Below are 24,319 nucleotides of genomic sequence, written 5' to 3' on the forward strand. Positions count from 1 at the left end.
AAGCGCGAGAAGGTGTCTGCATTTCGTGGGTTTCGGCGCGGTACAGAACGCGTCGAAGGGTGGATCGAAGGTTCGGATGGCGTCGGAGCGCCGAACTAGACTGACGACGTGCTCATTGGTTCGCATGTTCACGGTGACGATCCGCTGGCCGCGGCACAGAACGACGGCGCCGACGTGCTGCAGTTCTTCCTCGGCAACCCGCAAAGCTGGAAGAAGCCCAAACCGCGCGACGACGCCGACGTGCTCAAGGCAGCATCCATTCCGATCTACGTCCACGCGCCGTATCTGATCAACGTCGCCTCGGCGAACAACCGGGTGCGTATCCCGTCCCGCAAGATCCTGCAGGACACCTGCGATGCGGCTGCAGACGTCGGCGCAACCGCGGTCATCGTCCACGGCGGCCACGCCGACGACAACGATATGGAAGCCGGGTTCGTGCGCTGGGTGAAGGCGCTCGACAGCCTCAACACCGACGTGCCGGTCTACCTGGAGAACACCGCGGGCGGCGACCACGCCATGGCCCGCCACTTCGACGTCATCGCCCGGCTGTGGGACCACATCGGCGACAAGGGCATCGGTTTCTGCCTGGACACTTGCCACGCCTGGGCCGCAGGCGAGACGCTCATCGACGCGGTCGACCGCGTCAGGGCCATCACGGGACGCATCGACCTGGTGCACTGCAACGACTCGCGCGACGCGGCGGGCTCGGGTGCCGACCGGCACGCCAACTTCGGTAGCGGTCAGATCGATCCGCAGCTACTGGTGGCGGTCGTGAAGGCCGCCGACGCCCCCGTCATCTGCGAAACCGCCGACGAGGGCCGCAAGGACGACATCGCCTTCCTACGAGATCACCTAGGCGACTAATGCTCAAACCTCGGGTGACGCCGAGGTGAACTAAACTCGTCCGAGAGTCCGGAAAGTCCCGCTCGGCGAGTGTGGCCGACATGTCGAAAGGCTCCCGTGTCGGCCATTGACGAATCGTCGCTTGCGGCCGTCGACGCGCGCGATTCGCGGGCGACGCGCGGGCGTTGGCTGAAGATGGCGCGCTGGACGGCGATCACGGTGTGGGCCGCCGTCGTCGTGTACCTCACCGCCACCGATGGATTCGCCTTCAACCGCGAGTTGCTGCTCATCTACATCTGCACCGGGCTCGCCGCCGCGAGCATCGGTCAGGGCAGGCGCGTCCTGTATGTCATCCGGGACTGGCTGCCATTCGCTCTGGTCCTCATCGCCTACGACCTCAGCAGGGGAGCGGCCACCCTGATCGGCAGGCCCACCCTGTGGCACTGGCAGATCGACGCCGACCGATGGCTGTTCTTCGGAACGGTGCCCACGGTGTGGCTTCAGGAACGCCTCAAGCTGCCCAGCCCGCCCTGGTGGGAAATCGTGATCAGCACGGTCTACATGTCGTTCTTCATCCTGCCCTATGTGGTGGCCGCGGTGCTTTGGCTGCGCAACCGCCAGGAGTGGAAGGCGTTCGTCCGGCTGTTCGTAGGTCTGTCCTTTGCGGCGTTGGTCATCTACGCGGTACTGCCCGCGGCGCCGCCATGGGCCGCCGCCAGATGCACCGCCGATGACGTTGCCGGAGGGCCCTCGGGTCCGCGCTGCATGTTCCGTCCTGCGCGCGGAGTGCCGGACGGCGGACTGCTCGGAGCGATGCAGTCGACGCAGGACGGAGCCAACGACTGGATCGAGCGGATTGTCACCAGGGGCTGGGGCAGGCTCAACCTGCATTCCGCGGGCGCCCTGATCGATCAGGGCCAGGCGAGCGTCAACCTGGTGGCGGCGATCCCGTCGCTGCATTCTGGCCTGTCGCTGGCCGTCGCGGCGTTCCTGTGGAGTCGGGTCCGGCGCCGGTGGCATCCGTTGCTGGTCGCGTACGTGCTCATCATGGCGTTCACGTTGGTTTACACGGCCGAGCACTACGTGATCGACGTCCTGCTCGGCTGGGCGCTGGCGACGGCGGTGCTGGCCGCGAGTCGCGCCGGAAAAGCCCGGACAGTCGTCGAGGGCACCGCCACGGCTTGACGGGCTGGTCCGTCCGGCCTGCGCGTATTGCGCCGACCCCCGCTGCTGTGCCGCACGGCAATCACCCAGGAAACGTCATTTGCTTAGTCAAGCATCTGTGCAGTGATTGTTTGATCTGGCGAATAGTTATCAGAGCGGTTGTGGTTTGCGCGTTGGCTCGCAACATCACACGGTGCTGTCAAAGTGACAGTATATCGGCATCATGTCGGATCACACCGACGATTTTCCGCATCGCTGCTATCCGAAAAGTGCAATCAAGGCAAATTTTGTGTGTATGGTCTCTGTCACAGATCAAGTTTGCGACAAGTCACAACTCGGGGAGCATGATGGCGAACTCGGCAGCGTATGTGGGGCGGATCGGCGGGCTGGCGGTCGCTCTGGGCATCGGCGCAGCGATCGCGACGGGTCAGGGGGTCGCCTGGGCGGACGAGCCCGGGTCGGCATCCGAATCCGCCGGGTCGGCCGCGGATTCCAAGGGGTCGGCCGCGGATTCGCAGCAATCGCCGCAAACCTCGGATCCGACGCCGGATGCCGGGGTGAAGGACGCCGGAGTGAAGGACGCCGGGGCCACCGCCCGCAAGCGCGTATTCGGCGGGCCGCGGGCCGACGGCCCCGTGGTGCGCTTCGGTAACGGGTCGCGCGCCAGCGGGGTGCGATCCGAAGGTCCGCGGTGGGGGTCGGGGTCGAAGGTGACTCGAGACGAACCAACCGCCGTTTCCGGTGCCGAGGTGCAGACGTCGGCCGCCGGGAATGACACCAAATCCGACCCGGCATCGGCGACGCCGAACCCCGCCCGTTCGTCATCGTCTCGGGGTTGGGAACCGTTCGGCAATGTCGACGTCCCCGCGGTGGATCCTCAGCGATTGGCGATACACACGCCGCGGCCGCGGGTGCTGGGTCAGCTTGCCGACGCCGTCACCCAGGTTGTCTCTGAGATCGCAGACGCCCCAAGGGCTTTCGCGTCGAGCGGCCAGATGCAGCCGGCCGCTTCCGATGTGAAGCCCGACGTCGTGCAGGCCCGGGTGGTGCCGGAATCCACTCCGGTTGCCCAGGCGACGCCGCCCGCCGATTCCGCGCCGACCGTGGTCACCCGCGCGTTGGCATCCGTCGGTGACAGTCCGCTGGCCGCCAGCGACACCCCGACGGCCCCGGCGTCGCCTGACCCGCTGGCGGGGGCCCTGGAGTTGATCGGTCGCGAACTCGAGCGGTTCTTCGACAACAAGAGTCCCAGCTTCACCTACAACGCGGGCAACAACGTGAACGCCAACGGCGCCATCACGGGTCGAGTGGTCGGCGTCGACCCCGACGACTCCACCGTCACCTACACCGCCACCAAGCCGGCCGAGGGCGACGTGGTGATATCGGAGGACGGAAGGTTCATCTATACGCCGAACGCGGATTACGACGGCGAGGACTCGTTCACCGTGACGGTCAGCGACGCCGACAGCGGCTTCCACATCCACGGGCTCTCGGGCCTGCTCAATCTCGTGACCTTCGGCTTGGTCGGCGAAAGCGGTCACACCCACACGGAGACCGTCACCGTCAGCGGCGCCGTGCCACCTCCCGATGTAAACCGCACCCCTGTGATCACCGGCCTGACACAGCCGACCGATTTCCGATTCCTGCCCGATGATCCCGACGACCCCACCGACCCCGAAGGCCGCATCATCATCGCGGAGAAGGGCGGAGCGATCAAGGTCTACAACGGCAGCGCAATGCAGAGTGAACCTGCCATCACGCTGGGGACCGATACCCGTTGGGCCCGCGGCGTCAACGGGATCGAAGTGGATCCGGAGTTCTACGACAACGGCTATGTCTACGTGTCCTATATCGGGACGGACAACCGCGAGCGCCTGTCGCGATTCACCGTCACCGACCCGAAGGCCGATGTGCTGAGCATCAATCCCGCGTCCGAGAAGGTCCTTCTCATGGGTGACGAGCCCGCAGGGGACGACCACCACGGCGGCGAGGTTCGCTATATCGACGGAAAGCTCTACTGGGCCATCGGCGACAACGTCTGCTGCAGCACGATCGACGGCAGCAACTCGCAGGATCTGTCCACCATCTACGGCAAGGTTCTGCGCATCAATCCGGACGGTTCCGTGCCGACGGACAATCCGTTCTACAACACGCCCGGCGCGCGGCAGGAGATCTACGCGATGGGCTTCCGCAACCCGTTCCGCGGAGGTGTCACTCCCGACGGGCAGCTGGTGCTCGGCGATGTCGGGCAGGGCACATGGGAGGAGATCAACCTGGTGACGCCCGGTGCCAACTATGGCTGGCCGTACGCCGAGGGACCCTGCCCCAGCCCGGGGATTTGCCAACCGGGCTCGGCGGGCAAGACCAACCCGATCTATGCCTACACCCACGACGGCACCTCGTCGTCGATCACGTCGGTGATGGTCTACGAAGGTGACGCGTTCGGGCCCCGCTACGAGAACGCGGTGTTCTTCGCGGACTTCAACAAGGGCTGGATCAAGGTCGTGAACTGCAACGACAGCTACACGTCGTGCGGCGCCGCGACGACGTTCCTGCCCCAGGCCGGGCGGACCTCCCGCCTCCTTCAAGGCCCCGACGGGAGCATCTACCAGTTGACGTACGAAGGAACCCTGTGGCGCATCGCGCCGTCGGATCCGACGATCGACGTCTGATGCCCAGTCGTTACAGTCATTGAGCGACTGTCGTAAAAGTGTAACACTGGAGGCATGCCGGACACGCACGTCGTCACCAATCAGGTCCCCCCACTGGAGAACCACAACCCGGCGAGTTCGCCGGTGCTCATCGAGGCACTGATCCGCGAGGGCGGTCAGTGGGGGCTGGATGAGGTCACCGAACTCGGTGCGCTGTCCGGCGGCGCGCAGGCGCAGCGGTGGGGCGAACTCGCCGACCGCAACCGGCCGGTCCTGCACACCCACGACCGCTACGGACACCGCGTCGACGAGGTCGAGTACGACCCCGCCTATCACGAGCTGATGCGGGTGGCTGTCGGTCACGGGCTGCATGCGGCGCCGTGGGCCGACGACCGGACCGGGACGCACGTGGTGCGCGCCGCCAAGACCTCGGTGTGGACTCCGGAACCCGGGCACATCTGCCCGATCTCGATGACGTACGCGGTGGTTCCGGCACTGCGCTTCAACGCCGATCTGGCCAGGGTCTACGAGCCCCTGCTGACCAGCCGCACGTACGACCCCGGGGTTGGCGTTCCGGCGGAGAAGGCGGGCATCACCGCCGGGATGTCCATGACCGAGAAGCAGGGCGGATCCGACGTGCGGGCCGGGACCACCCGGGCCGTCCCCGATGCCGACGGCAGTTACCGCCTGACGGGCCACAAGTGGTTCACCTCCGCGCCGATGTGCGACATCTTCCTGGTGCTGGCGCAGGTACGCGGGGGCGAGCGAAGCGACGGGAGATCGTCGGGAGGCCTGTCCTGCTTTATGCTGCCGCGTGTCCTGCCCGACGGCAGCCGCAACCGGATGTTCCTGCAGCGCCTCAAGGACAAGCTCGGGAACCGCGCCAACGCGTCCAGCGAGGTGGAGTACGACGGCGCGACGGCCTGGCTGGTCGGCGAGGAAGGCAGGGGCGTGCCGACCATCATCGAGATGGTCAACCTCACCCGGCTGGACTGCACCCTCGGCAGCGCGACCAGTATGCGCAGCGGCCTGACCCGCGCCATTCACCACGCCCAGCACCGGAAAGCGTTCGGCGCCTACCTGATCGACCAGCCGCTGATGCGCAACGTCCTCGCCGACCTCGCGGTGGAGGCCGAGGCCGCGACGATGGTCGCGATGCGCATGGCGGGTGCCACCGACAATGCCGTCCGCGGCGACCGGACCGAGGAGTTGCTGCGCCGCATCGGCCTCGCGGCCAGCAAGTACTGGGTGTGTAAACGCGCCACACCCCACGCTGCCGAGGCGATGGAGTGCCTCGGTGGCAACGGCTACGTCGAGGATTCCGGCATGCCGCGGCTGTACCGGGAAGCGCCACTGATGGGCATCTGGGAAGGCTCCGGCAACGTCAGCGCTCTGGATACGTTGCGCGCCATGGCAACACGTCCCGAATGCATCGACGTGTTGTTCGACGAACTTGAGACGACCGCCGGTGCCGATCGCAGGCTGGATCGCCACGTGCAGCGCCTACGGCCACAGCTCGGTGACCTCGACACCATCCAGTACCGCGCCCGCCTCGTCGCCGAACACATCTGCCTGGCGCTGCAGGGGTCGCTGCTGGTCCGGCACGGTCATCCCGCGGTCGCCGAGGCGTTCCTGGCTTCCAGGCTGGGCAGCGAATGGGGCGGTGCGTTCGGCACGCTGCCCACCGGCCTTGACCTGGCGCCGATCCTCGAACGGGCGATGGTCAAGGGATGAGCGCCGACCCCGGCCCCGCCCGTGGCGCGCCGTCCGGCGGCGTCGATTTCGACAACCTCAAGACGATGACCTACGAGGTCACCGGTCGGGTCGCTCGCATCACCTTCAACAGACCGGAGAAGGGCAACGCGATCGTCGCCGACACCCCGCTGGAGCTGTCGGCCCTGGTCGAGCTGGCCGACCTCGATCCGGGTGTGCACGTCATCCTGGTCTCCGGGCGCGGTGAGGGCTTCTGCGCCGGCTTCGATCTGTCCGCGTATGCCGAGGGATCCTCGTCCGCGGGCGGCAACGCCCGGTACCGCGGCACCGTGCTGGACGGCCGGACCCAGGCCGTCAACCATCGTTCCGACCAGCCGTGGGATCCGATGATCGACTACCAGATGATGAGCAGGTTCGTTCGCGGCTTCGCCAGCCTCATGCACGCCGACAAGCCGACGGTGGTCAAGATCCACGGCTACTGCGTGGCGGGGGGAACCGACATCGCGTTGCATGCCGACCAGGTGATTGCGGCGTCGGACGCCAAGATCGGCTACCCGCCGATGCGGGTGTGGGGGGTGCCGGCGGCAGGTTTGTGGGCCCATCGGCTCGGTGACCAACGCGCCAAACGCCTTTTGTTCACCGGCGATTGCATCACCGGCGCGCAAGCGGCGGAGTGGGGACTCGCGGTCGAGGCACCCGACGCTGCCGACCTCGACGATCGCGCCGAACGTCTCGTCGAACGCATCGCGGCGATGCCGGTCAATCAGCTCATCATGGCCAAGCTGGCGTGCAACGCCGCGTTGCTGCAGCAGGGCGTCGCCACGAGCCGAATGGTCAGCACCGTGTTCGACGGCGTCGCCCGGCACACGCCCGAGGGCCACGCCTTCGTCGCGGATGCGGCCCGGCACGGATTCCGCGAGGCGGTGCGGCACCGTGACGAACCCTTCGGCGACCACGGCCGCCGCGCATCCGGAGTGCCCTGATGGCCGGGATCACCCGGATGACGGCGCGCTCGGTGGTGTTGAGCGTGTTGCTCGGCGCGCACCCCGCGTGGGCAACGGCAGCGGAACTCATCAGGCTCACAGCGGATTTCGGCCTGCGGGAGTCGACGGTGCGGGTAGCGCTCACCCGGATGGTCGGCGCGGGGGACCTGGTGCGCTCGCAGGACGGATACCGCCTCAGCGACCGGCTGCTCGCCCGCCAGCGTCGTCAGGACGACGCCGTCAACCCGCGGATGCGGCCATGGGCCGGCGAATGGATCGTCGTGGTCGTCACCGCCGTCGGGGTCGACGCGCGGGACCGTGCTGTGCTGCGAACCACCCTCCAGCACAAGCGATTCGGTGAACTACGGGAAGGTGTCTGGCTGAGGCCGGACAACATCGACGCCGATGTGCCCGGCGAGGTGGCCCCGCGGGTTCGGATTCTGCACGCCCGCGACGGAGACCCGCACGGGTTGGCAGGCACGCTGTGGGATCTGAACGACTGGGCCAGCGCGGGCCGCCGACTGCTCGACGACATGTCTTCGGCGACAGGCATTCCCGATCGGTTCGCCACCGCCGCGGCGATCGTGCGCCATCTGCTCACCGACCCGGTCCTTCCCGACGAACTGCTGTCCGAGGGCTGGCCGGGCGATGCGCTGCGCAGGGCCTACACGGACTTCGCCGCGGAACTGGTCGCGCGGCGCGATGATGTGCAACTCATGGAGGCGACATGACAGAGAAGGACGCCGCCCCGGTTCGGGTCGAGCGCCGCGGTCCGGTGACGACGGTGATCATCGATCGGCCGGAGGCGCGAAACGCGGTCAACGGTCCGACGGCGCATGGGCTGTGTGACGCCTTCGAAGAGTTCGACCGCGACGAGTCGGCGGCCGTTGCGGTGCTCTGGGGGGACAACGGAACCTTTTGCGCCGGAGCGGATCTCAAGGCCTTCGGGTCGCCGGAGGCCAACCCCGTCCATCGCGACGGCCCGGGCCCGATGGGGCCGACCAGGATGGTGCTGTCCAAGCCGGTGATCGCCGCGGTGAGCGGCTATGCCGTCGCGGGTGGGCTGGAGCTTGCGCTGTGGTGCGATCTCCGGGTGGTCGAGCAGGGCGCCGTCATGGGCGTGTTCTGCCGCCGCTGGGGAGTGCCGCTGATCGACGGCGGCACCGTCCGGTTGCCGCGGCTGATCGGCCACGGCCGCGCGATGGACATGATCCTCACCGGGCGCCCCGTCGAGGCCGAGGAGGCGCTCGCGATCGGGCTGGCGGACCGTGTCGTGCCGCCGGGGCAGGCCCGTCGTCACGCCGAGGACCTGGCCGCGGAGCTGGCCAAGCTCCCGCAGCAGTGCCTGCGTGCCGACCGTCTGTCTGCGCTGCATCAGTGGGGCGTCACCGAGACCGAGGCGATGGCCTTCGAGTTCGGCAGCATTTCCCTGGTCAGGCACGAGGCCGTCGAGGGTGCGGGGCGCTTCTCCGCAGGCGCAGGCAGGCACGGCGCTCCCGCGTGACGGTGCGCTCAGACGGTGCGCCAGCGCTCCCATGCGGCCTGTTTCGAGGTCCCGGACACCTCGGCGACCTGGCTCCACGAATATGTGGCCGCCATCAGCCGAGCCGCGTCACCGACGCGTTCACCGACATATCCGACCACCCCGAGCATCTCCGCGAACGCTTCCCGGGTGCCTCGCGCGCTCAGCTCTGAGGTCGCCCGACGGATCAACTCGGCCAGCTGTCGCTCGCTCAGATCGGCGAGCGTGTCACCGGAATCCGCGCCCATGGCGGGGATCTTACGGTGACTGCCCGGCGGGAACGTCGATGCGGATCTCCGCGTCGGTGGACTCGAAGGTCCGGGTCCAGGTCGTACCCGGCCAGCGGTAGTGAACCTCGCCCGCATCCGGGCGATAGTCGGCGGTGTAGAGCGTGCCGAAGCCGGCGGTGTAGTCGTCGCTGCGCAGCGGTTGCCGGACGAACTCCCGGGCGAGTTCGTCTGGGTGGGGCTCGTCCCTCAACAGGCCGGTGAGATGGTCGTGGCGCTCGACGCTGCGGTAGCGCCTGGCGTGTTCGGCATCGTCGGGACCGTCGAAGTGGTGATTGGTGGCCAGCGCGACCGGGCGGACCTCCATCGGGCGGCCGGGTGCCACATATGCGGTGGCGGACTGCCCGGTCCGGTCGGTGAGGGTGATGTTGTAGGACATCGAGACGGGTAACCGGCGCAGCGCGGCCAACGCCTCGTCGACGTTCTCCGCGACCTCCAACAGATACCGGACAACCAGCGGGATACCGAACCCCGGGCCCGAACCCCGCGCGCCGCCGAAGGTCAGTGACGCGGCGAGGCCGTCGGAGTTCATACCGTCGAGCAGTCCCCACAGGCAGTCGCTCGTACCTATCACCCGACGGCCCGTCAGCCGGGTGGACATCACGACCTGCTCGAACAGTGCGGGGTCGTAGTCGTAGTTGCGAATCAGTGCGCGAGTTCCGGTGGTGACGACGGCCTGGGAGCAGGCGGGTGCGAATGCCGGCATGTTCCAGTGGGTGAGCATCGCGGCGGTGGTGTCGTCGCCGTCCGCGAGCTTCACCAGGCGCCGCCAGGCGACATGCAGCTCGGGCATGTGCCGGACCAGGGCGGCCTCTGCTTCGTCGACCGTCGGCCGCCGGCCGGTTCCTGGACGCACGTACCAGGACCGGTAGCCGGGCCACGTCGCGCGGTACAGTGCGCGCCACCGCGGGCCGGGCAGATCTTCTCGAAACGCGTGCAGGGAGATCGACTGAACTGCCATGCGTCAAGATTTACCTGACGCAGTGGTCCGGCGTCAAGGATTGCCTGACGCCGCGTGTTGCGGCTAACTCTTGGATATGCGGTTGCCGGATCCGAGATCGTCGATCTTGGGGTCGCCGTCCCGGTAGGTCACGGTGTTGTTGAGGCCGATGACGGTGATGCCCTGGTCTACCCGGTCGAAGGTGACCTTGTTGTCTGCGCCGGTGATATTGACACTGGAGCAGTTGCCGACCACCGTCAGGGTGTTGTTCGAACCGCCCACGTTGAGGGATTTGCCATCGGCGCAGTCGATTTCGGCGGTGGTCCCGAATGATCCGTAGTTGATGGTGTTGCCGATCTCGACCTTCGCTCCCGACGTGCCCGCCGTCACGGTCGGGGAACTGCCGCCCTGGCTGTCCGACCCGCAACCGGCCAGCGCGCCCGCCACCACCAGGGCGGCGAGGGATCCGATGAGCCGGGGGAGGTGCACGGGCATGTTTTCCTCGCTTTCGACATTGGCGCTGGACCGGTCGGCTAGGCGGGTACCCGATCCAGCCGGTTCGTCATTCCCAAGTCCCGCCCATGGTCCCAGAGATAGGGCTCGCATCGTCCATCCGCTGTTCGCAGACTACGTTGCCGGTTGCCGCACCCGGGGTAGCTTCGTCACGCTCGCTCCCTGATCGGACGCCGTCAACGAGTCGAATTTGTATCGCGCGCTGAGTAGCGTGTTGAGCGATGCGTTGGTGTGGCACGGTGCTCGGTGTTCTGGCGGTCGTAGCGGCGACGACCGCCGCTGGATGCTCGCACACCGTCAGTGGGTCTGCGGAGCGGGCGGTGCCCGACGTCCCGGACCCGGACCGCAGCTACGGCTACGTCGACAACCGTTGTGGACTGCTGCTCGACGAGACCATCCAGGAGGCTCTCGGCGCCGACAACATCGTTCGCCCGTACAGCGGCGCGGTGTGTCAGTACGTCGTGTCCCGACAGTCCACCTTGCTTGATGTGACGTTCTCGTGGTTCGAGTCCGGCAGCCTTGACCGCGAGCGCGCGGTGGCGCAGGAGCGGGGGGCGCAGATCACCGACACCGTCGTCGAACGGCACCAGGCATTCCTGGCGCGGCGCGCACCGACGGGGTCGTCCTGCGCGGCGACCGCGATGGCCGGCCAGGGTGTGCTGAGCTGGTGGGTGCAGTTCCGCGGACAGAACGCCGGTGACGCGTGCCCGGATGCGGAGAAGCTGTTGTCGGCCACGTTGTCGTCGGACATGTGACGGTGGCAGGCATTTCCGCCGGCGCACCCCGGCCCGCGCTGATCGCGGGTCTGGCGATCATGGCCGTGATGACGGGATGTGCCGCGCCCGATTCCAGGAGTGCACCCGCCGCACCCGAGCCCGCGGCCGAAGGCTTCCACAGTGCCGACTGCAACGGAGTGACCGACGCCGACGTGGACAAGGCCGTCGGGTCGGTGATGTTCACCAAGGTGTTGGTCAACGACGCGGGTTGTTTCTGGCAGGAGAACACGGTGTTCGGCACCGTCGGCGCCGGGATGGGGATCTCCACCTGGTGGTACCGGGGCAGCGACATGGATACCGAGCGGACACTCGAACAGCAGGCCGGTCGCACGCTGACAGAATTGTCCATCGATGGAAACAAGGGATTCAAGGCCTTCGACGGCAACGCGTGCAGTATCTATGTGGCCAAGGGCGGCGACGTGATCACCTGGTCCATCCAGACCATGAACCCGGCGATGCTGCCGGATCTGTGCACCGTCGTGGAGCAACTCGCCGCGCTCAGTCAGGATCGCGTGAACTGACCGCCGGGCCGGCCCCGCGGGGCGGCGCGGCTGAGCCGTGATTCGATCGTCAACGCCGCCCTGACCTTCCCGGTCCGTGAGGGCTGGGATGCACTGACGATCAATGCCCTTGCCGCGCAACTGGGCACCAAGGGCTCGTCGCTCTACGACCACGTGGACAGCTGGAGATGACCGGGGTGATGATCGGTGTCGACACCGATGCGGTGTTCACCGATATGGTGTGCGGCTGGCGCCCGGCATGGAGCGGCGATGAAGGGTGGCTGGCGCTCGCGCTGAAGAGTGCCGCTGACCTGCGCTGATGGTGCGCACTCAAGCGACCTCGGCGGGTTTTGGAGTGGCGCGGGCCGCCCTGGTATTGTGGTTGCTCGTGCCTGGCCGATGAGGCGCATGCGGCAGTCGTTATGTAAGCATGCCCGCACGCCGGGCCAATTTGCATGTCTATCGCGTATCGGAAACCCACCGGTGCGGGCCCATGCGACACGCCCGATCGCGGGGTAAGCGGCCGGGGTATAACCGCAGTACAGCAGACCTATCAGCCGCCAACGAACAAAGAAGCAACACAGGAAGCCGGTAAATGCCAACCATCCAGCAGCTGGTCCGTAAGGGTCGCCGCGACAAGATCGCCAAGGTGAAGACCGCGGCCCTCAAGGGCAGCCCCCAGCGTCGCGGCGTGTGCACCCGCGTGTACACCACCACCCCGAAGAAGCCGAACTCGGCGCTTCGCAAGGTCGCCCGCGTCAAGCTGACCAGCCAGGTTGAGGTCACCGCCTACATCCCGGGTGAGGGACACAACCTGCAGGAGCACTCGATGGTGCTGGTGCGCGGTGGTCGTGTGAAGGACCTGCCCGGTGTGCGCTACAAGATCATTCGCGGCTCGCTCGACACCCAGGGCGTGAAGAACCGCAAGCAAGCGCGCAGCCGCTATGGCGCGAAGAAGGAGAAGAGCTGATGCCGCGCAAGGGGCCGGCGCCCAAGCGTCCGTTGGTGAATGACCCGGTCTACGGGTCCCAGCTGGTCACCCAGCTGGTGAACAAAGTACTTCTGCAGGGGAAGAAATCCCTGGCCGAGCGCATTGTCTATGGTGCGCTCGAGCAGGCCCGCGACAAGACCGGCACCGATCCGGTCGTCACTCTCAAGCGGGCCCTGGACAACGTCAAGCCCGCCCTGGAGGTCCGCAGCCGCCGCGTCGGTGGCGCCACCTACCAGGTCCCCGTCGAGGTCCGGCCCGACAGGTCGACCACGCTGGCGCTTCGCTGGCTCGTCGGCTTCTCGCGGCAGCGCCGGGAGAAAACGATGGTCGAGCGCCTGGCCAACGAGATCCTCGACGCCAGCAACGGCCTGGGCGCCTCCGTCAAGCGACGTGAGGACACCCACAAGATGGCCGAGGCGAACCGGGCCTTCGCGCACTACCGCTGGTGATTTCCCGCCGGGCGGCATCAATGCGGTGGCCGGGCGTAACGAATACACCTAACTAGCAAGCGAAAGAGTGGGAAGACAGCCGTGGCACAGGACGTGCTGACCGACCTGAACAAGGTCCGCAACATCGGCATCATGGCGCACATCGATGCCGGCAAGACGACCACCACCGAGCGCATCCTCTACTACACCGGTATCAGCTACAAGATCGGTGAGGTGCACGACGGGGCCGCCACCATGGACTGGATGGAGCAGGAGCAGGAGCGGGGGATCACCATCACCTCCGCTGCCACCACCTGCTTCTGGAACGGCAACCAGATCAACATCATCGATACCCCCGGGCACGTCGACTTCACCGTCGAGGTGGAGCGCAGCCTTCGGGTGCTCGACGGTGCCGTGGCCGTGTTCGACGGCAAGGAGGGCGTGGAGCCGCAGTCCGAGCAGGTCTGGCGCCAGGCGGACAAGTACGACGTGCCGCGCATCTGCTTCGTCAACAAGATGGACAAGATCGGCGCCGACTTCTACTTCTCGGTCAAGACGATGGAGGACCGCCTCGGCGCCAACGTCATTCCGATCCAGCTGCCGATCGGCTCCGAGGGGGGCTTCGAGGGCGTCGTCGACCTGGTCGAGATGAAGGCCAAGGTCTGGCGCGGCGAGACCAAGCTCGGGGAAAAGTACGACGTCTTGGAGTTGTCGAGCCTTCCCGACGATCTGCAGCAGAAGGCCGACGAGTACCGCACCAAGCTGCTCGAGGCCGTGGCAGAAACCGACGAGGCGCTGCTGGAGAAGTATTTCGGTGGCGAGGAACTGTCCGTCGAAGAGATCAAGGGCGCGCTGCGCAAGCTGACGATCAACTCGCAGGCCTACCTGGTGCTGTGCGGTAGCGCGTTCAAGAACAAGGGCGTCCAGCCCATGCTCGATGCCGTCATCGACTACCTGCCGTCCCCGTTGGACGTGCCGGCTGCCGTCGGCCATGCGCCGGGCAAGGAGGACGACGAGATCGTCCGCAAGCCGTCGACCGCCGAACCGTTCTCGGCGCTGGCGTTCAAGGTCGCCACGCATCCGTTCTTCGGCAAGCTGACCTATATCCGGGTGTACTCGGGCAAGGTGGACTCCGGTGCGCAGGTCATCAACGCCACCAAGGGTAAGAAGGAGCGGCTGGGCAAGCTGTTCCAGATGCACTCCAACAAGGAGAACCCGGTCGACACGGCATCCGCGGGTCATATCTACGCGGTGATCGGGCTCAAGGACACCACCACCGGTGACACCCTGAGCGACCCGAACAACCAGGTCGTGCTGGAGTCGATGACCTTCCCCGACCCGGTGATCGAGGTGGCCATCGAGCCCAAGACGAAGAGCGACCAGGAGAAGCTGTCGCTGTCGATCCAGAAGCTCGCCGAAGAGGATCCGACCTTCAAGGTGCACCTGGATCAGGAGACCGGTCAGACCGTGATCGGCGGGATGGGCGAGCTTCACCTCGACATCCTGGTCGACCGCATGCGCCGCGAGTTCAAGGTCGAGGCCAACGTCGGCAAGCCACAGGTCGCCTACAAAGAGACCATCCGCCGCAAGGTCGAGAAGGTCGAGTTCACCCACAAGAAGCAGACGGGTGGCTCGGGCCAGTTCGCGAAGGTGCTCATCGACATCGAGCCGTTCGCCGGCGAGGACGGGGCGACCTACGAGTTCGAGAACAAGGTCACCGGCGGCCGCATCCCGCGCGAGTACATCCCGTCGGTGGACGCCGGTGCGCAGGACGCCATGCAGTACGGCGTGCTGGCCGGCTATCCGCTGGTGAATCTGAAGGTGACGCTGCTCGACGGTGCTTACCACGAGGTCGACTCGTCGGAAATGGCGTTCAAGATCGCCGGTTCTCAGGTGCTGAAGAAGGCGGCCGGACAGGCGCAGCCGGTGATCCTGGAGCCGATCATGGCCGTCGAGGTCACCACACCCGAGGACTACATGGGTGATGTGATCGGCGACCTGAACTCCCGCCGTGGCCAGATCCAGGCCATGGAGGAGCGGAGCGGTGCCCGCGTCGTCAAGGCGCATGTGCCGCTTTCGGAGATGTTCGGCTACGTCGGCGACCTCCGGTCGAAGACCCAGGGCCGGGCGAACTACTCCATGGTGTTCGACTCGTACGCCGAGGTTCCGGCGAACGTGTCGAAGGAGATCATCGCGAAGGCGACGGGTCAGTGAGCATCGAGGGTGCCCCCCGGGGCGCCCGAGGCGCGGAGCTGATCCGGAGCCGAGCCGCGAGCGCAGCGAAGGCGACGGGTCAGTAATCCTCTGGCTCGCCGGCTTGGCGTAACCACAACTCAACAGAACAACCTGCTTTAAGACAAAGCACCAACAAGTCCAGGAGGACACACAAGTGGCGAAGGCGAAGTTCGAGCGGACGAAGCCGCACGTCAACATCGGGACCATCGGTCACGTTGACCACGGCAAGACCACGCTGACCGCGGCTATCACCAAGGTTCTGCATGACAAGTACCCGACGCTGAACGAGTCGCGCGCATTCGACCAGATCGACAATGCGCCTGAGGAGCGTCAGCGCGGCATCACCATCAACATCTCCCACGTGGAGTACCAGACCGAGAAGCGTCACTACGCGCACGTCGACGCCCCCGGTCACGCTGACTACATCAAGAACATGATCACCGGTGCCGCCCAGATGGACGGCGCGATCCTGGTGGTCGCCGCCACCGACGGCCCGATGCCGCAGACCCGCGAGCACGTGCTGCTGGCCCGTCAGGTCGGTGTGCCCTACATCCTGGTCGCCCTGAACAAGGCCGACGCCGTGGACGACGAGGAGCTCCTCGAGCTCGTCGAGCTGGAGGTTCGCGAGCTGCTGGCCGCCCAGGACTTCGACGAGGACGCCCCCGTGGTTCGCGTCTCGGCGCTCAAGGCGCTCGAGGGTGACCCGGAGTGGGTCAAGTCCGTCGAGGATCTGATGGACGCGGTCGACGAGTCGATCCCGGATCCGGTTCGCGAGACCGACAAGCCGTTCCTGATGCCCGTCGAGGACGTCTTCACCATCACCGGCCGCGGCACCGTGGTCACCGGTCGTGTGGAGCGCGGCGTGGTCAACGTGAACGAGGAAGTCGAGATCGTGGGCATCCGTCCCACCACCACCAAGACCACCGTCACCGGTGTCGAGATGTTCCGCAAGCTGCTCGACCAGGGCCAGGCCGGGGACAACGTCGGTCTGCTGTTGCGCGGCATCAAGCGTGAAGACGTCGAGCGTGGCCAGGTTGTGATCAAGCCCGGCACCACCACCCCGCACACCGAGTTCGAGGGTCAGGTCTACATCCTGTCCAAGGACGAGGGTGGCCGCCACACGCCGTTCTTCAACAACTACCGTCCGCAGTTCTACTTCCGCACCACGGACGTGACCGGCGTTGTGACCCTGCCCGAGGGCACCGAGATGGTGATGCCCGGTGACAACACCGACATCTCCGTCAAGCTGATCCAGCCCGTCGCCATGGACGAGGGCCTGCGCTTCGCGATCCGCGAGGGTGGCCGCACCGTCGGCGCCGGCCGGGTCACCAAGATCCTCAAGTGATCTAGACGCACCGAGAAGCGGCGCCCATCCTAACGGTTGGGCGCCGCTTTGGCTTTGCACCCACAACAGGGCCGCCACAACCTCCGGACCGGGGTTAATCTGACACGCGAATGGCACTGATCCAGGAGCTGAGTTATGTTGTGGCGATACGTGAAGGCTCAGGCCTGGGTTCTGCTGTGCGGCGGGCTCGTCGGCCCGGTCTTCCTCATCGCCTTCTTCGCGATCGGCCAGAGTGATCTGCTCAAATGGTTGTTTTGGGTGGGACTGCTGGTCACCGCCATCGACGTACTCATCGCCCTGGCGATTGCCAATTATGGCGCAAAGTCGGCGGCGCGCTCTCAGGCGCTCGAAGAGCAGGGTGTGCTTGCGCTGGCCCAGATCACCGGAGTCCACGACACCAGTACCCGTATCAACGATCAGCCGGTCGTCAAGCTCGATCTGCACCTGTCTGGTCCTGGGATCGCGCCATTCGCCAGTCAGGACAAGGTCATAGCGTCCGTTGCGCGCCTGCCGATGATCACCAACCGTCGCCTTGTGGCGCTGGTGGATCCTGCCACTGGTGAGTACCAGATCGACTGGGGGCGCAGCGCTTTGGTGAGCGGATTGATGCCGGCCACGTTCACTCTCGCCGACGACAACAGCACCTACGACCTCACCGGCCAGGCGGGCCCGCTGATGGAGATCCTGCAGGTACTCAAGGCCAATGGGATCGCCATGAGCAGTATGGTCGATCTGCGGGCGAATCCCGCTGCGCGCCAACAGGTGCAGGCGATCGTTCGGCGTGCTGTTCGGCGTCCGGTCGACGCGCCGGCACCGCCCGCGCCGACGGTGACCCCACCGCCACCCGCCGTGCCCCCGCCACCGTCGACCGCGCAGCGCCTGCAGGAGCTGGAGACACTTCGAGCGATGGGTTCGGTCTCCGAGGCCGAGTACACCGTCAAGCGCCAGCAGATCATCGCCCAGTTGTAGGGCTCGGCGAGGTGTCGCGGTAAACCCTCGCGAGCGTGCGCAGTTGCACACATAGGCTCGGCGTGTCGCGTGCAGACTCGCACGCTCGCGAGGGACCGGGAGTTCTCGGGGCCATTTGCGCCTGCTCGCACAGGAAATGGCGGGAGAGCTCAGGCGGGGAGCACCAGAACCGGGACCGGGCTGTGCCGGATGATCTTGGTGCCGCGCGAGCCCAGGAAGACGCTGATGATCCCCCGGCCCGGCGACGTACCCAGCGTGAGGATCTCGCCGTCGAGCCATTCGACAGCGTCCAATGCTTCGTCCCAGCCATTGCCAGTGACGGCCTCGACCTCGACGTCGTCGGCGACGACGCCGTCGATTTTCAGCTGCTCCAAGGCTTCTCGTGCACTGACCGCCCATGTCGCCAGGATGGAGTCCTCGGCGTGCAGGCCCACCTCCGGCGGGTACATGGTGCGCCCGCGCACCGCGAACGTGACCACCCGCAACGAAACATCAAGGTGGTCGGTCAGTTCCGCCACCCGCCGGACGATGGGCACCGCGTCCTTGGTGCCCGGGAATCCGACGGTGATCCGGCTGAGGCGACCGGAATCGCTGCCCCGATATCCGCGTGGGCTGATGGCCACGGCAACCGGCGACGAGTGCAGCAGACGATCGGCCGTCGACCCGATCACCACCTGACCCAATTGCCCGCTAGCCGCCGAACCCAGCACCAGCACTTCGGGTTTGAGCTCGTCGATAGCCTCCATCAGGCCGCCCGACACCGACCGATGCGCCACCGTGTGGAACGAGATATCCAGCCCTTCGGCGATCGGGGGCAGATATCGCGTTGCCTCAGCTCTGGAATCTGCCGCGAGTTTCTCGGCCCACTGCGCGTACTCCGCGTCGATGCGTGCCGGCGAGGGCGTGGTCCATGGCCGCGGTACCACCGTGGTGACCGTCAGTGAGGTCTTCAGCGTTCTGGCCGCCTCGACGCCCAGGTGAAGTGCCGACCATCCGGCCTTACCGGCCAGATACCCCACGACTACGGTCACGAGGCGTCCTCGACCCCGGGAGCGGCGGTCGGGATGACGCCGTCACCACCGTCGTTGAGTGCGCTGTGGTGACGGCTCCACACCAGGTAGAACACCAGCGCGGCGCTGACCCACAGGCCGAACCACACCCAGGTCGTCCAGTGCAGACCCGACAGCACCCACAAGCACGCGAGGACCGAGAGCACCGGGGTGACCGGGTACAGCGGAACCTTGAACGCCCGAGGCAGATCCGGTTCGCGCTTGCGCAGGATGATCACGCCCAGTGACACCACGATGAACGCGACCAGCGTGCCGATCGACACCATGTCCAGCAGGTAGTCCAGTGGGACGAAGCCCGCCAGGATGCCGGTCACCACCGCAACGATGATCGTGTTGTTGACCGGGGTCATGGTTCGCGGGTTGACCTGAGCGAACATCTTGGGCAGCAGCCCGTCTCGGCCCATCGCGAACAGGATCCGGGTCTGGCCGTACATCACCACCAGCGTCACCGAGAAGATCGAGATGACCGCGCCGGCAGCAAGCACGGTGGATGCCCAGGTGCTGCCGGTGATGTTCTCCAGGATCACCGAGAGGCCGGCGCTCTGCTGTTCTTCGGAGCCGAACTGTTCGGCCGGCTGTGAGCCGATGCCTGCGAAGGCCACCAGGATGTACACCGAGGTCACGATCACCAGCGCGCCGATGATCGCGCGCGGCATGGCTTTTTGCGGGTTCTTCACTTCATCGCCCGCGGTCGACACCGCGTCCAGACCGATGAATGAGAAGAAGATGGTTGCCGCCGCCGCGGTGACACCGTGCCAGCCCTTGTCCATGAAGCCGGCGAAATGGTCGGCGTTGTAGGCGGTGAGCGCGATGACGACAAACAGTGCCAGCACGCCGAGTTTGATGATCACCATGATGGTGTTGACCGTCGCCGACTCGCTGGCGCCGCGGATCAGCAGCAGCGCGCACATCGCGATCAGGACGATGGCAGGCAGGTTCACGATGCCCGATGGATCGTCCCACGGCGCCGCCGTTAGGGCCTGCGGTATCTGGATGCCGAACAGATTGTCCAGCAGCTTGTTCAGATAACCGCTCCAGCCCACCGCGACAGCCGAGATGGACACGCCATACTCGAGCAGCAGACATGCTGCCACACCCATGGCGACGAACTCGCCGAGTGTGGTGTACGCATACGAGTACGTCGAACCCGACACCGGTACCGACGAGGCGAGTTCGGCGTAACAGATCGCCGAAAGGCCTGCGGCGATGCCGGCGATGAGGAACGAAATCAGAACTGCGGGACCGGCTTCGGGTACCGCGTCGGCGAGGACGAAGAAGATGCCGGTGCCGACCGTGGCCCCGACACCGAACAGGGTCAACTGGAAGGTGCCGATACTGCGTTGCAGGTGATCGGCGGCTCCGTGCGCGACGGGCGCTCCGGCGATCGGGCGCCTGCGCAACATTTGCGCAGGCAGGGTCAACGAAGGAGCAGTCATGATGCTTCCTGTCTTGAATGTCCGCTGAACGGACAGCTATGACGTGGCGACAGCCAGCACGTCTGCGAGCTGGCTGACTGCCCAGTCGATTTCATCTGCAGTGATGATCAGGGGTGGTGCCAAGCGCAACGTTGAGCCGTGGGTGTCCTTAACGAGAACACCGCGCTCGGCCAACCGCAAACTGATCTGCTTTCCGGTGCCGATGCGGGGATCGATGTCGACGCCGGCCCACAGCCCTTTACCGCGGACGGCAAGCACGCCGTGACCGATGAGGGTGCGGAGCCCGGAGTGCAGGCGTGCACCGAGTTCAGTTGAACGGGACTGGAATTCGCCTCGACCCAACATGGCAACCACGGTGCGGCCGATGGCAGCGGCGAGTGGATTGCCTCCGAAGGTCGAGCCGTGTTCACCGGGATGCAGCACACCGAGGATGTCGCGATCGGCCACCACCGCCGACAGCGGCACCACGCCGCCGCCGAGAGCCTTGCCAAGCAGATAGATGTCGGGAACCACCCCCCAGTGATCGCAGGCGAATGTGCGGCCGGTGCGGGCGAGCCCGGACTGGATCTCGTCGGCGATCATGAGGACGTGGCGTTCGGTGCACAGCGTGCGCACGCCTTGCAGATAGTCGTCGGGTGGGACGACGATGCCAGCCTCGCCCTGGATCGGTTCGATCAGCACGGCGACGGTTTCGTCGTCGATCGCGTCGGCCATCGCGGCGAGGTCCCCGAACGGAACCGACCGGAATCCCGGTGTGTACGGGCCGAAGCCGCGCCGAGCCGACTCGTCGTCGGAGAAGCTGATGATGGTCGTGGTGCGGCCGTGGAAGTTGTTGTGCGCCACGATGATAGTCCCCTGCCCAGCGGGCACGCCCTTGACGTCGGTGCCCCACTTGCGCGCCACTTTGATGCCGCTCTCCACGGCTTCGGCGCCACTGTTCATCGGCAGCACCATGTCCTTGCCACACAATTCGGCCAGCGCCGCGCAGAACGGAGCGAGCTGATCGGAGTGAAAAGCCCGGCTGACCAGTGTCACCCGGTCCAGCTGCTGGTGCGCAGTGGCGATGATCTCGGGATTGCGGTGCCCGAAGTTGACCGCCGAGTACGCCGCGAGGCAATCCAGATAGCGGCGTCCCTCGAGGTCGGTGATCCACGCGCCGTCCGCGCTGACCGCGACCACCGGTAACGGGGAGTAGTTGTGGGCCACGTGGCTGGCGTCGAGCGCGATCGTCGCGTTGGTGGCGGTTTCCCCGGTGGTGTCCACAGCGTCAAGGATGGTCACGGATGCACCTCCAGCGTGCAGCATTTGACGGATCCGCCGCCCTTCAGCAGTTCGGACAGGTCGATACCGATGGGGCGAAAGCCCGCGGCGCGAAGCTGTTCGGCGAAGCCGGTGGCGGATTCGGGCAGGACGACGTTCAGCCCGTCGGAGACGACATTGAGACCGAGCACATCGGCGTCGGCGTCAGCCACCTCGATGGCGTCGGGGAACAGGTGGAGCAGCGTGGCCCGCGACTCCTCGCTGAACGCCGGCGGATAGTAGGCGACGGTGGTGTCGTCGAGAACCGCCAGCGCGGTGTCGAGGTGGTAGAAGCGCGGGTCGACCAGTTCCAGGCTGACGACGGGCATCCGTACGATCGCGGCGATTTCGTCGTGCGCGCGCAGATCGGTGCGGAAGCCGTGGCCGGCCAGGATGATCGACCCGACGACCAGGAGATCGCCCTGACCCTCGTTGGTGTATCTGGTCTGGTGCGGTTCGTAGCCGTGGCGGGTCACCCACTCGGCGTAGCCAGCGGCCTCCCCGGCGCGCTGCGGGTAGGCGAATCGGGCGATCACCGCCCTGCCGTTGACCACCAGCCCGCCGTTGGCGGCGTACACCATGTCGGGCAGCCCGGCCAGCGGCTCGACCAGTTCGACGCTATGGCCCAACGCTTTATAGGTCTGTCGCAGTGTCTCCCACTGATTCATGGCGATATGTGGGTCGACGACGGTCGACGGGTCCATCCACGGGTTGATGGCGTACTCGACGGCGAAGAACGTCGGGGGTGTCATGGCGTAATGGCGGGTACGGGCGGCACGGCTGACCGCGGCGACATTGGAACTCGTCATGAAAATGACGATATTGGGGATAGTTTTCGCAATCAATCGCCGAAGATTGCGCGTACACCCTCGATAGCTTGCGTAAGTCGTAGCATGGCGGTTGTTTGTTGCGTGAGGGGTGACGATGGACCGTCTGGATGAAATCGACGAGCGCATTCTGGCCGAGCTGGCCGAGCACGCCAGGGCCACCTTCGCCGAGATCGGGCAACGGGTGAACCTGTCTGCTCCCGCGGTCAAACGCCGCGTCGACCGCATGCTGGACAACGGCGTCATCCGGGGCTTCACCACCGTCATCGACCGCAACGCCCTGGGCTGGAACACCGAGGCCTACGTGCAGGTGTTCTGCCATGGCACGATCGCTCCCGATCAGCTGCGGGCGGCCTGGGTAGTCATACCCGAGGTGGTCAGTGCCGCGACGGTGACGGGGACGTCAGACGCCATCCTGCATGTGCTGGCGCGCGACATGCGGCACCTGGAGGAGGCGCTGGAGCGCATCAGGTCCAGCGCCGACATCGAGCGCAGTGAGAGCATCGTGGTGCTGTCGAACATCATCGAGCGCGCCCTGCCCTGACCTGACCTGCCCTGACCTGACTTGACCTGACCTGACCTCCTGCCCTGACCCGGCCGCACCGGAGGTGGCGTGCGCCTCGTCGGCCGCATCGTGTAGAACCACCCACGTGACACCAGACGACGGCGTTGTGATCGTCGGCGGCGGCCTGGCCGCGGCGCGCACAGCCGAGCAGCTGCGGCGCTCGCAGTTCACCGGGGCGATCACGATCGTCAGCGACGAGCACCACCTGCCGTACGACCGGCCGCCGCTGTCCAAGGAGGTGCTGCGCGACGAAACCCACGTGGTGACGCTCAAACCCGAGGAGTTCTACCGCGACAACGACATCACCCTGCTGCTCGGTGTAGCGGCGCGAACTGTCGACACCGTCGCCAACCGGCTGACCCTCGCCGACGGCACGAAACTGGACTACGACGAGCTGATCATCGCTACGGGCCTGGTGCCCAAGCGAATCACGTCGTTCCCAGACCTGGATGGGGTGCGGGTGCTGCGGTCGTTCGACGACAGCCTGGCGCTGCGCGAGCACGCTGCGTCGGTGGGGCGAGCGATCATCGTCGGCGCCGGCTTCATCGGCTGCGAGGTGGCCGCCAGCCTGCGGCTGCGCGGCGTCGAGGTGGTGCTCGTCGAACCGCAGCCCACGCCGCTGGCGTCGGTGCTCGGCCCGCAGATCGGCGAGCTGGTGGCCAGGCTGCACCGGGCCGAAGGGGTCGACGTCCGGTGCGGCGTCGGTGTGGCGGAGGTTTCCGGATACACCCACGTCGAGACGGTGACGCTCAGCGATGGCACCGAAATCGACGCGGATCTGGTCGTGGTCGGCATCGGGTCCACGCCGGCGACCGATTGGCTGGCGGATTCCGGTATCGCACTGGACGACGGAGTGGTCTGCGACGAATTCGGCCGCGCCAGCGCCCCACACGTCTGGGCGATCGGGGATGTCGCGTCATGGCGCGACAGCGTGGGCGATCAGGTGCGTGTCGAGCATTGGAGCAACGTCGCCGAGCAGGCCCGGGTGCTGGTCCCGGCGTTGTTGGGCATCCAGGTGCCCGCCGCCGTCACCGTGCCGTACTTCTGGAGCGATCAGTACGACATCAAGATCCAATGCCTGGGCGAGCCCGAGGCCGATGATGTCGTACACCTCGTCGAGGACGACGGCCGCCGGTTCCTGGCGTTCTACGAACGCGACGGCATCGTGGTGGGCGTGGTCGGCGGCGGGATGCCGGGCAAGGTGATGAAGACCAGGGCGAAGATCGCCGCGGGCGCACCGATCGGCGACGCCCTGGGCTGAG

The 24,319-nt window shown here is 66.4% G+C and carries 24 protein-coding genes and 1 pseudogene; 18 read left to right on the forward strand and 7 right to left on the reverse strand.

The features are described from left to right. The first annotated feature begins 108 nt into the window (after positions 1 to 108). From ADBZ6K_RS09230 to ADBZ6K_RS09260, 7 genes are all read left to right on the forward strand, one after another. Entirely contained in the window at positions 109 to 864 is a 756-nt protein-coding gene (locus tag ADBZ6K_RS09230; protein WP_526345716.1) for a deoxyribonuclease IV, read from the forward strand. A 96-nt stretch (positions 865 to 960) separates the two neighbouring features. Then, positions 961 to 2,028 (forward strand): phosphatase PAP2 family protein, encoded by a 1,068-nt coding sequence (locus ADBZ6K_RS09235; RefSeq protein ID WP_526345718.1) that lies wholly within the window; start codon positions 961 to 963, stop codon positions 2,026 to 2,028. 326 nt (positions 2,029 to 2,354) lie between these two features. Further along, the gene (locus tag ADBZ6K_RS09240; protein WP_526345720.1) at positions 2,355 to 4,679 is read left to right on the forward strand and encodes a PQQ-dependent sugar dehydrogenase; all 2,325 of its coding nucleotides are present in this window, start codon (positions 2,355 to 2,357) and stop codon (positions 4,677 to 4,679) included. Between the two features lie 54 nt (positions 4,680 to 4,733). Continuing rightward, positions 4,734 to 6,392 carry an acyl-CoA dehydrogenase family protein gene (locus ADBZ6K_RS09245; RefSeq protein WP_526345722.1) on the forward strand — a complete coding sequence of 553 codons (1,659 nt, stop codon included), beginning with the start codon at positions 4,734 to 4,736 and terminating at the stop codon, positions 6,390 to 6,392. After that, complete coding sequence (locus tag ADBZ6K_RS09250; RefSeq protein ID WP_526345724.1) at positions 6,389 to 7,354, forward strand: enoyl-CoA hydratase/isomerase family protein; 966 nt, start codon at positions 6,389 to 6,391, stop codon at positions 7,352 to 7,354. The genes ADBZ6K_RS09245 and ADBZ6K_RS09250 overlap by 4 nt, the downstream gene beginning before the upstream one ends. Then, positions 7,354 to 8,085, forward strand: coding sequence for a PaaX family transcriptional regulator C-terminal domain-containing protein (locus ADBZ6K_RS09255; protein ID WP_526345726.1), 732 nt, complete (start codon positions 7,354 to 7,356; stop codon positions 8,083 to 8,085). The genes ADBZ6K_RS09250 and ADBZ6K_RS09255 overlap by 1 nt, the downstream gene beginning before the upstream one ends. Then, entirely contained in the window at positions 8,082 to 8,858 is a 777-nt protein-coding gene (locus tag ADBZ6K_RS09260; RefSeq protein WP_526345728.1) for a crotonase/enoyl-CoA hydratase family protein, read from the forward strand. The genes ADBZ6K_RS09255 and ADBZ6K_RS09260 overlap by 4 nt, the downstream gene beginning before the upstream one ends. An 8-nt stretch (positions 8,859 to 8,866) precedes the next feature. Here the strand turns inward: ADBZ6K_RS09260 and ADBZ6K_RS09265 are convergent, their stop codons facing one another. The 3 genes from ADBZ6K_RS09265 to ADBZ6K_RS09275 form a co-directional block, all read right to left on the reverse strand. Next, on the reverse strand, positions 8,867 to 9,124 hold the full coding sequence (locus ADBZ6K_RS09265) for a hypothetical protein (protein WP_526345730.1): 258 nt from the start codon (positions 9,122 to 9,124) through the stop codon (positions 8,867 to 8,869). A 10-nt stretch (positions 9,125 to 9,134) separates the two neighbouring features. Next, positions 9,135 to 10,124, reverse strand: coding sequence for a C45 family autoproteolytic acyltransferase/hydrolase (locus ADBZ6K_RS09270; protein ID WP_526345732.1), 990 nt, complete (start codon positions 10,122 to 10,124; stop codon positions 9,135 to 9,137). Between the two features lie 63 nt (positions 10,125 to 10,187). Further along, positions 10,188 to 10,598 (reverse strand): DUF3060 domain-containing protein, encoded by a 411-nt coding sequence (locus tag ADBZ6K_RS09275; protein ID WP_526345734.1) that lies wholly within the window; start codon positions 10,596 to 10,598, stop codon positions 10,188 to 10,190. A 239-nt stretch (positions 10,599 to 10,837) separates the two neighbouring features. On the opposite strand from ADBZ6K_RS09275, the gene ADBZ6K_RS09280 reads away from it, so the two are divergent. The 9 genes and pseudogenes from ADBZ6K_RS09280 to ADBZ6K_RS09320 all read left to right on the forward strand — a co-directional run bounded on the left by ADBZ6K_RS09280 (position 10,838) and on the right by ADBZ6K_RS09320 (position 17,860). Then, positions 10,838 to 11,371 (forward strand): DUF3558 family protein, encoded by a 534-nt coding sequence (locus ADBZ6K_RS09280; protein ID WP_526345736.1) that lies wholly within the window; start codon positions 10,838 to 10,840, stop codon positions 11,369 to 11,371. 59 nt (positions 11,372 to 11,430) lie between these two features. Continuing rightward, on the forward strand, positions 11,431 to 11,913 hold the full coding sequence (locus ADBZ6K_RS09285) for a DUF3558 family protein (protein ID WP_526345877.1): 483 nt from the start codon (positions 11,431 to 11,433) through the stop codon (positions 11,911 to 11,913). A 30-nt stretch (positions 11,914 to 11,943) separates the two neighbouring features. Beyond that, positions 11,944 to 12,075, forward strand: a pseudogene (locus ADBZ6K_RS09290) (TetR/AcrR family transcriptional regulator); the annotation flags it as partial. 5 nt (positions 12,076 to 12,080) lie between these two features. Beyond that, positions 12,081 to 12,212, forward strand: coding sequence for a hypothetical protein (locus ADBZ6K_RS09295; RefSeq protein WP_526345738.1), 132 nt, complete (start codon positions 12,081 to 12,083; stop codon positions 12,210 to 12,212). A 275-nt stretch (positions 12,213 to 12,487) separates the two neighbouring features. Beyond that, positions 12,488 to 12,862, forward strand: a complete 375-nt coding sequence (gene rpsL / locus ADBZ6K_RS09300; RefSeq protein WP_007167812.1) for a 30S ribosomal protein S12 — start codon at positions 12,488 to 12,490, stop codon at positions 12,860 to 12,862. Further along, entirely contained in the window at positions 12,862 to 13,332 is a 471-nt protein-coding gene (rpsG, locus tag ADBZ6K_RS09305; protein ID WP_526345740.1) for a 30S ribosomal protein S7, read from the forward strand. Before rpsL ends, rpsG begins: the two co-directional genes overlap by 1 nt. A gap of 81 nt (positions 13,333 to 13,413) precedes the next feature. Next, positions 13,414 to 15,525 carry an elongation factor G gene (gene fusA / locus ADBZ6K_RS09310; protein ID WP_526345742.1) on the forward strand — a complete coding sequence of 704 codons (2,112 nt, stop codon included), beginning with the start codon at positions 13,414 to 13,416 and terminating at the stop codon, positions 15,523 to 15,525. Between the two features lie 175 nt (positions 15,526 to 15,700). Then, on the forward strand, positions 15,701 to 16,891 hold the full coding sequence (gene tuf / locus ADBZ6K_RS09315) for an elongation factor Tu (RefSeq protein ID WP_526345744.1): 1,191 nt from the start codon (positions 15,701 to 15,703) through the stop codon (positions 16,889 to 16,891). 135 nt (positions 16,892 to 17,026) lie between these two features. Beyond that, positions 17,027 to 17,860, forward strand: a complete 834-nt coding sequence (locus tag ADBZ6K_RS09320; protein WP_526345746.1) for an SHOCT domain-containing protein — start codon at positions 17,027 to 17,029, stop codon at positions 17,858 to 17,860. A 149-nt stretch (positions 17,861 to 18,009) separates the two neighbouring features. Here the strand turns inward: ADBZ6K_RS09320 and ADBZ6K_RS09325 are convergent, their stop codons facing one another. From ADBZ6K_RS09325 to ddaH, 4 genes are read right to left on the reverse strand one after another with little or no spacing between them, the layout of a single operon-like run. Next, a complete protein-coding gene (locus ADBZ6K_RS09325) occupies positions 18,010 to 18,891 on the reverse strand; it encodes a universal stress protein (RefSeq protein ID WP_526345748.1) in 882 nt (293 codons plus the stop codon). Continuing rightward, on the reverse strand, positions 18,888 to 20,366 hold the full coding sequence (locus ADBZ6K_RS09330; protein WP_526345750.1) for an amino acid permease: 1,479 nt from the start codon (positions 20,364 to 20,366) through the stop codon (positions 18,888 to 18,890). Before ADBZ6K_RS09330 ends, ADBZ6K_RS09325 begins: the two co-directional genes overlap by 4 nt. Before the next feature lie 36 nt (positions 20,367 to 20,402). Beyond that, the gene (rocD, locus tag ADBZ6K_RS09335) at positions 20,403 to 21,647 is read right to left on the reverse strand and encodes an ornithine--oxo-acid transaminase (RefSeq protein ID WP_526345752.1); all 1,245 of its coding nucleotides are present in this window, start codon (positions 21,645 to 21,647) and stop codon (positions 20,403 to 20,405) included. Continuing rightward, a complete protein-coding gene (ddaH, locus tag ADBZ6K_RS09340) occupies positions 21,644 to 22,474 on the reverse strand; it encodes a dimethylargininase (protein WP_526345754.1) in 831 nt (276 codons plus the stop codon). The genes rocD and ddaH overlap by 4 nt, the downstream gene beginning before the upstream one ends. A gap of 115 nt (positions 22,475 to 22,589) precedes the next feature. On the opposite strand from ddaH, the gene ADBZ6K_RS09345 reads away from it, so the two are divergent. Next, positions 22,590 to 23,036 carry an Rv2324 family transcriptional regulator gene (locus ADBZ6K_RS09345; protein WP_526345756.1) on the forward strand — a complete coding sequence of 149 codons (447 nt, stop codon included), beginning with the start codon at positions 22,590 to 22,592 and terminating at the stop codon, positions 23,034 to 23,036. Between the two features lie 106 nt (positions 23,037 to 23,142). After that, positions 23,143 to 24,318 (forward strand): NAD(P)/FAD-dependent oxidoreductase, encoded by a 1,176-nt coding sequence (locus ADBZ6K_RS09350; protein ID WP_526345758.1) that lies wholly within the window; start codon positions 23,143 to 23,145, stop codon positions 24,316 to 24,318. The last annotated feature ends 1 nt before the right edge of the window (position 24,319 follow it).

The organism is Mycobacterium sp. (genome assembly GCF_044223235.1).
Taxonomy (GTDB): Bacteria; Actinomycetota; Actinomycetes; order Mycobacteriales; family Mycobacteriaceae; genus Mycobacterium.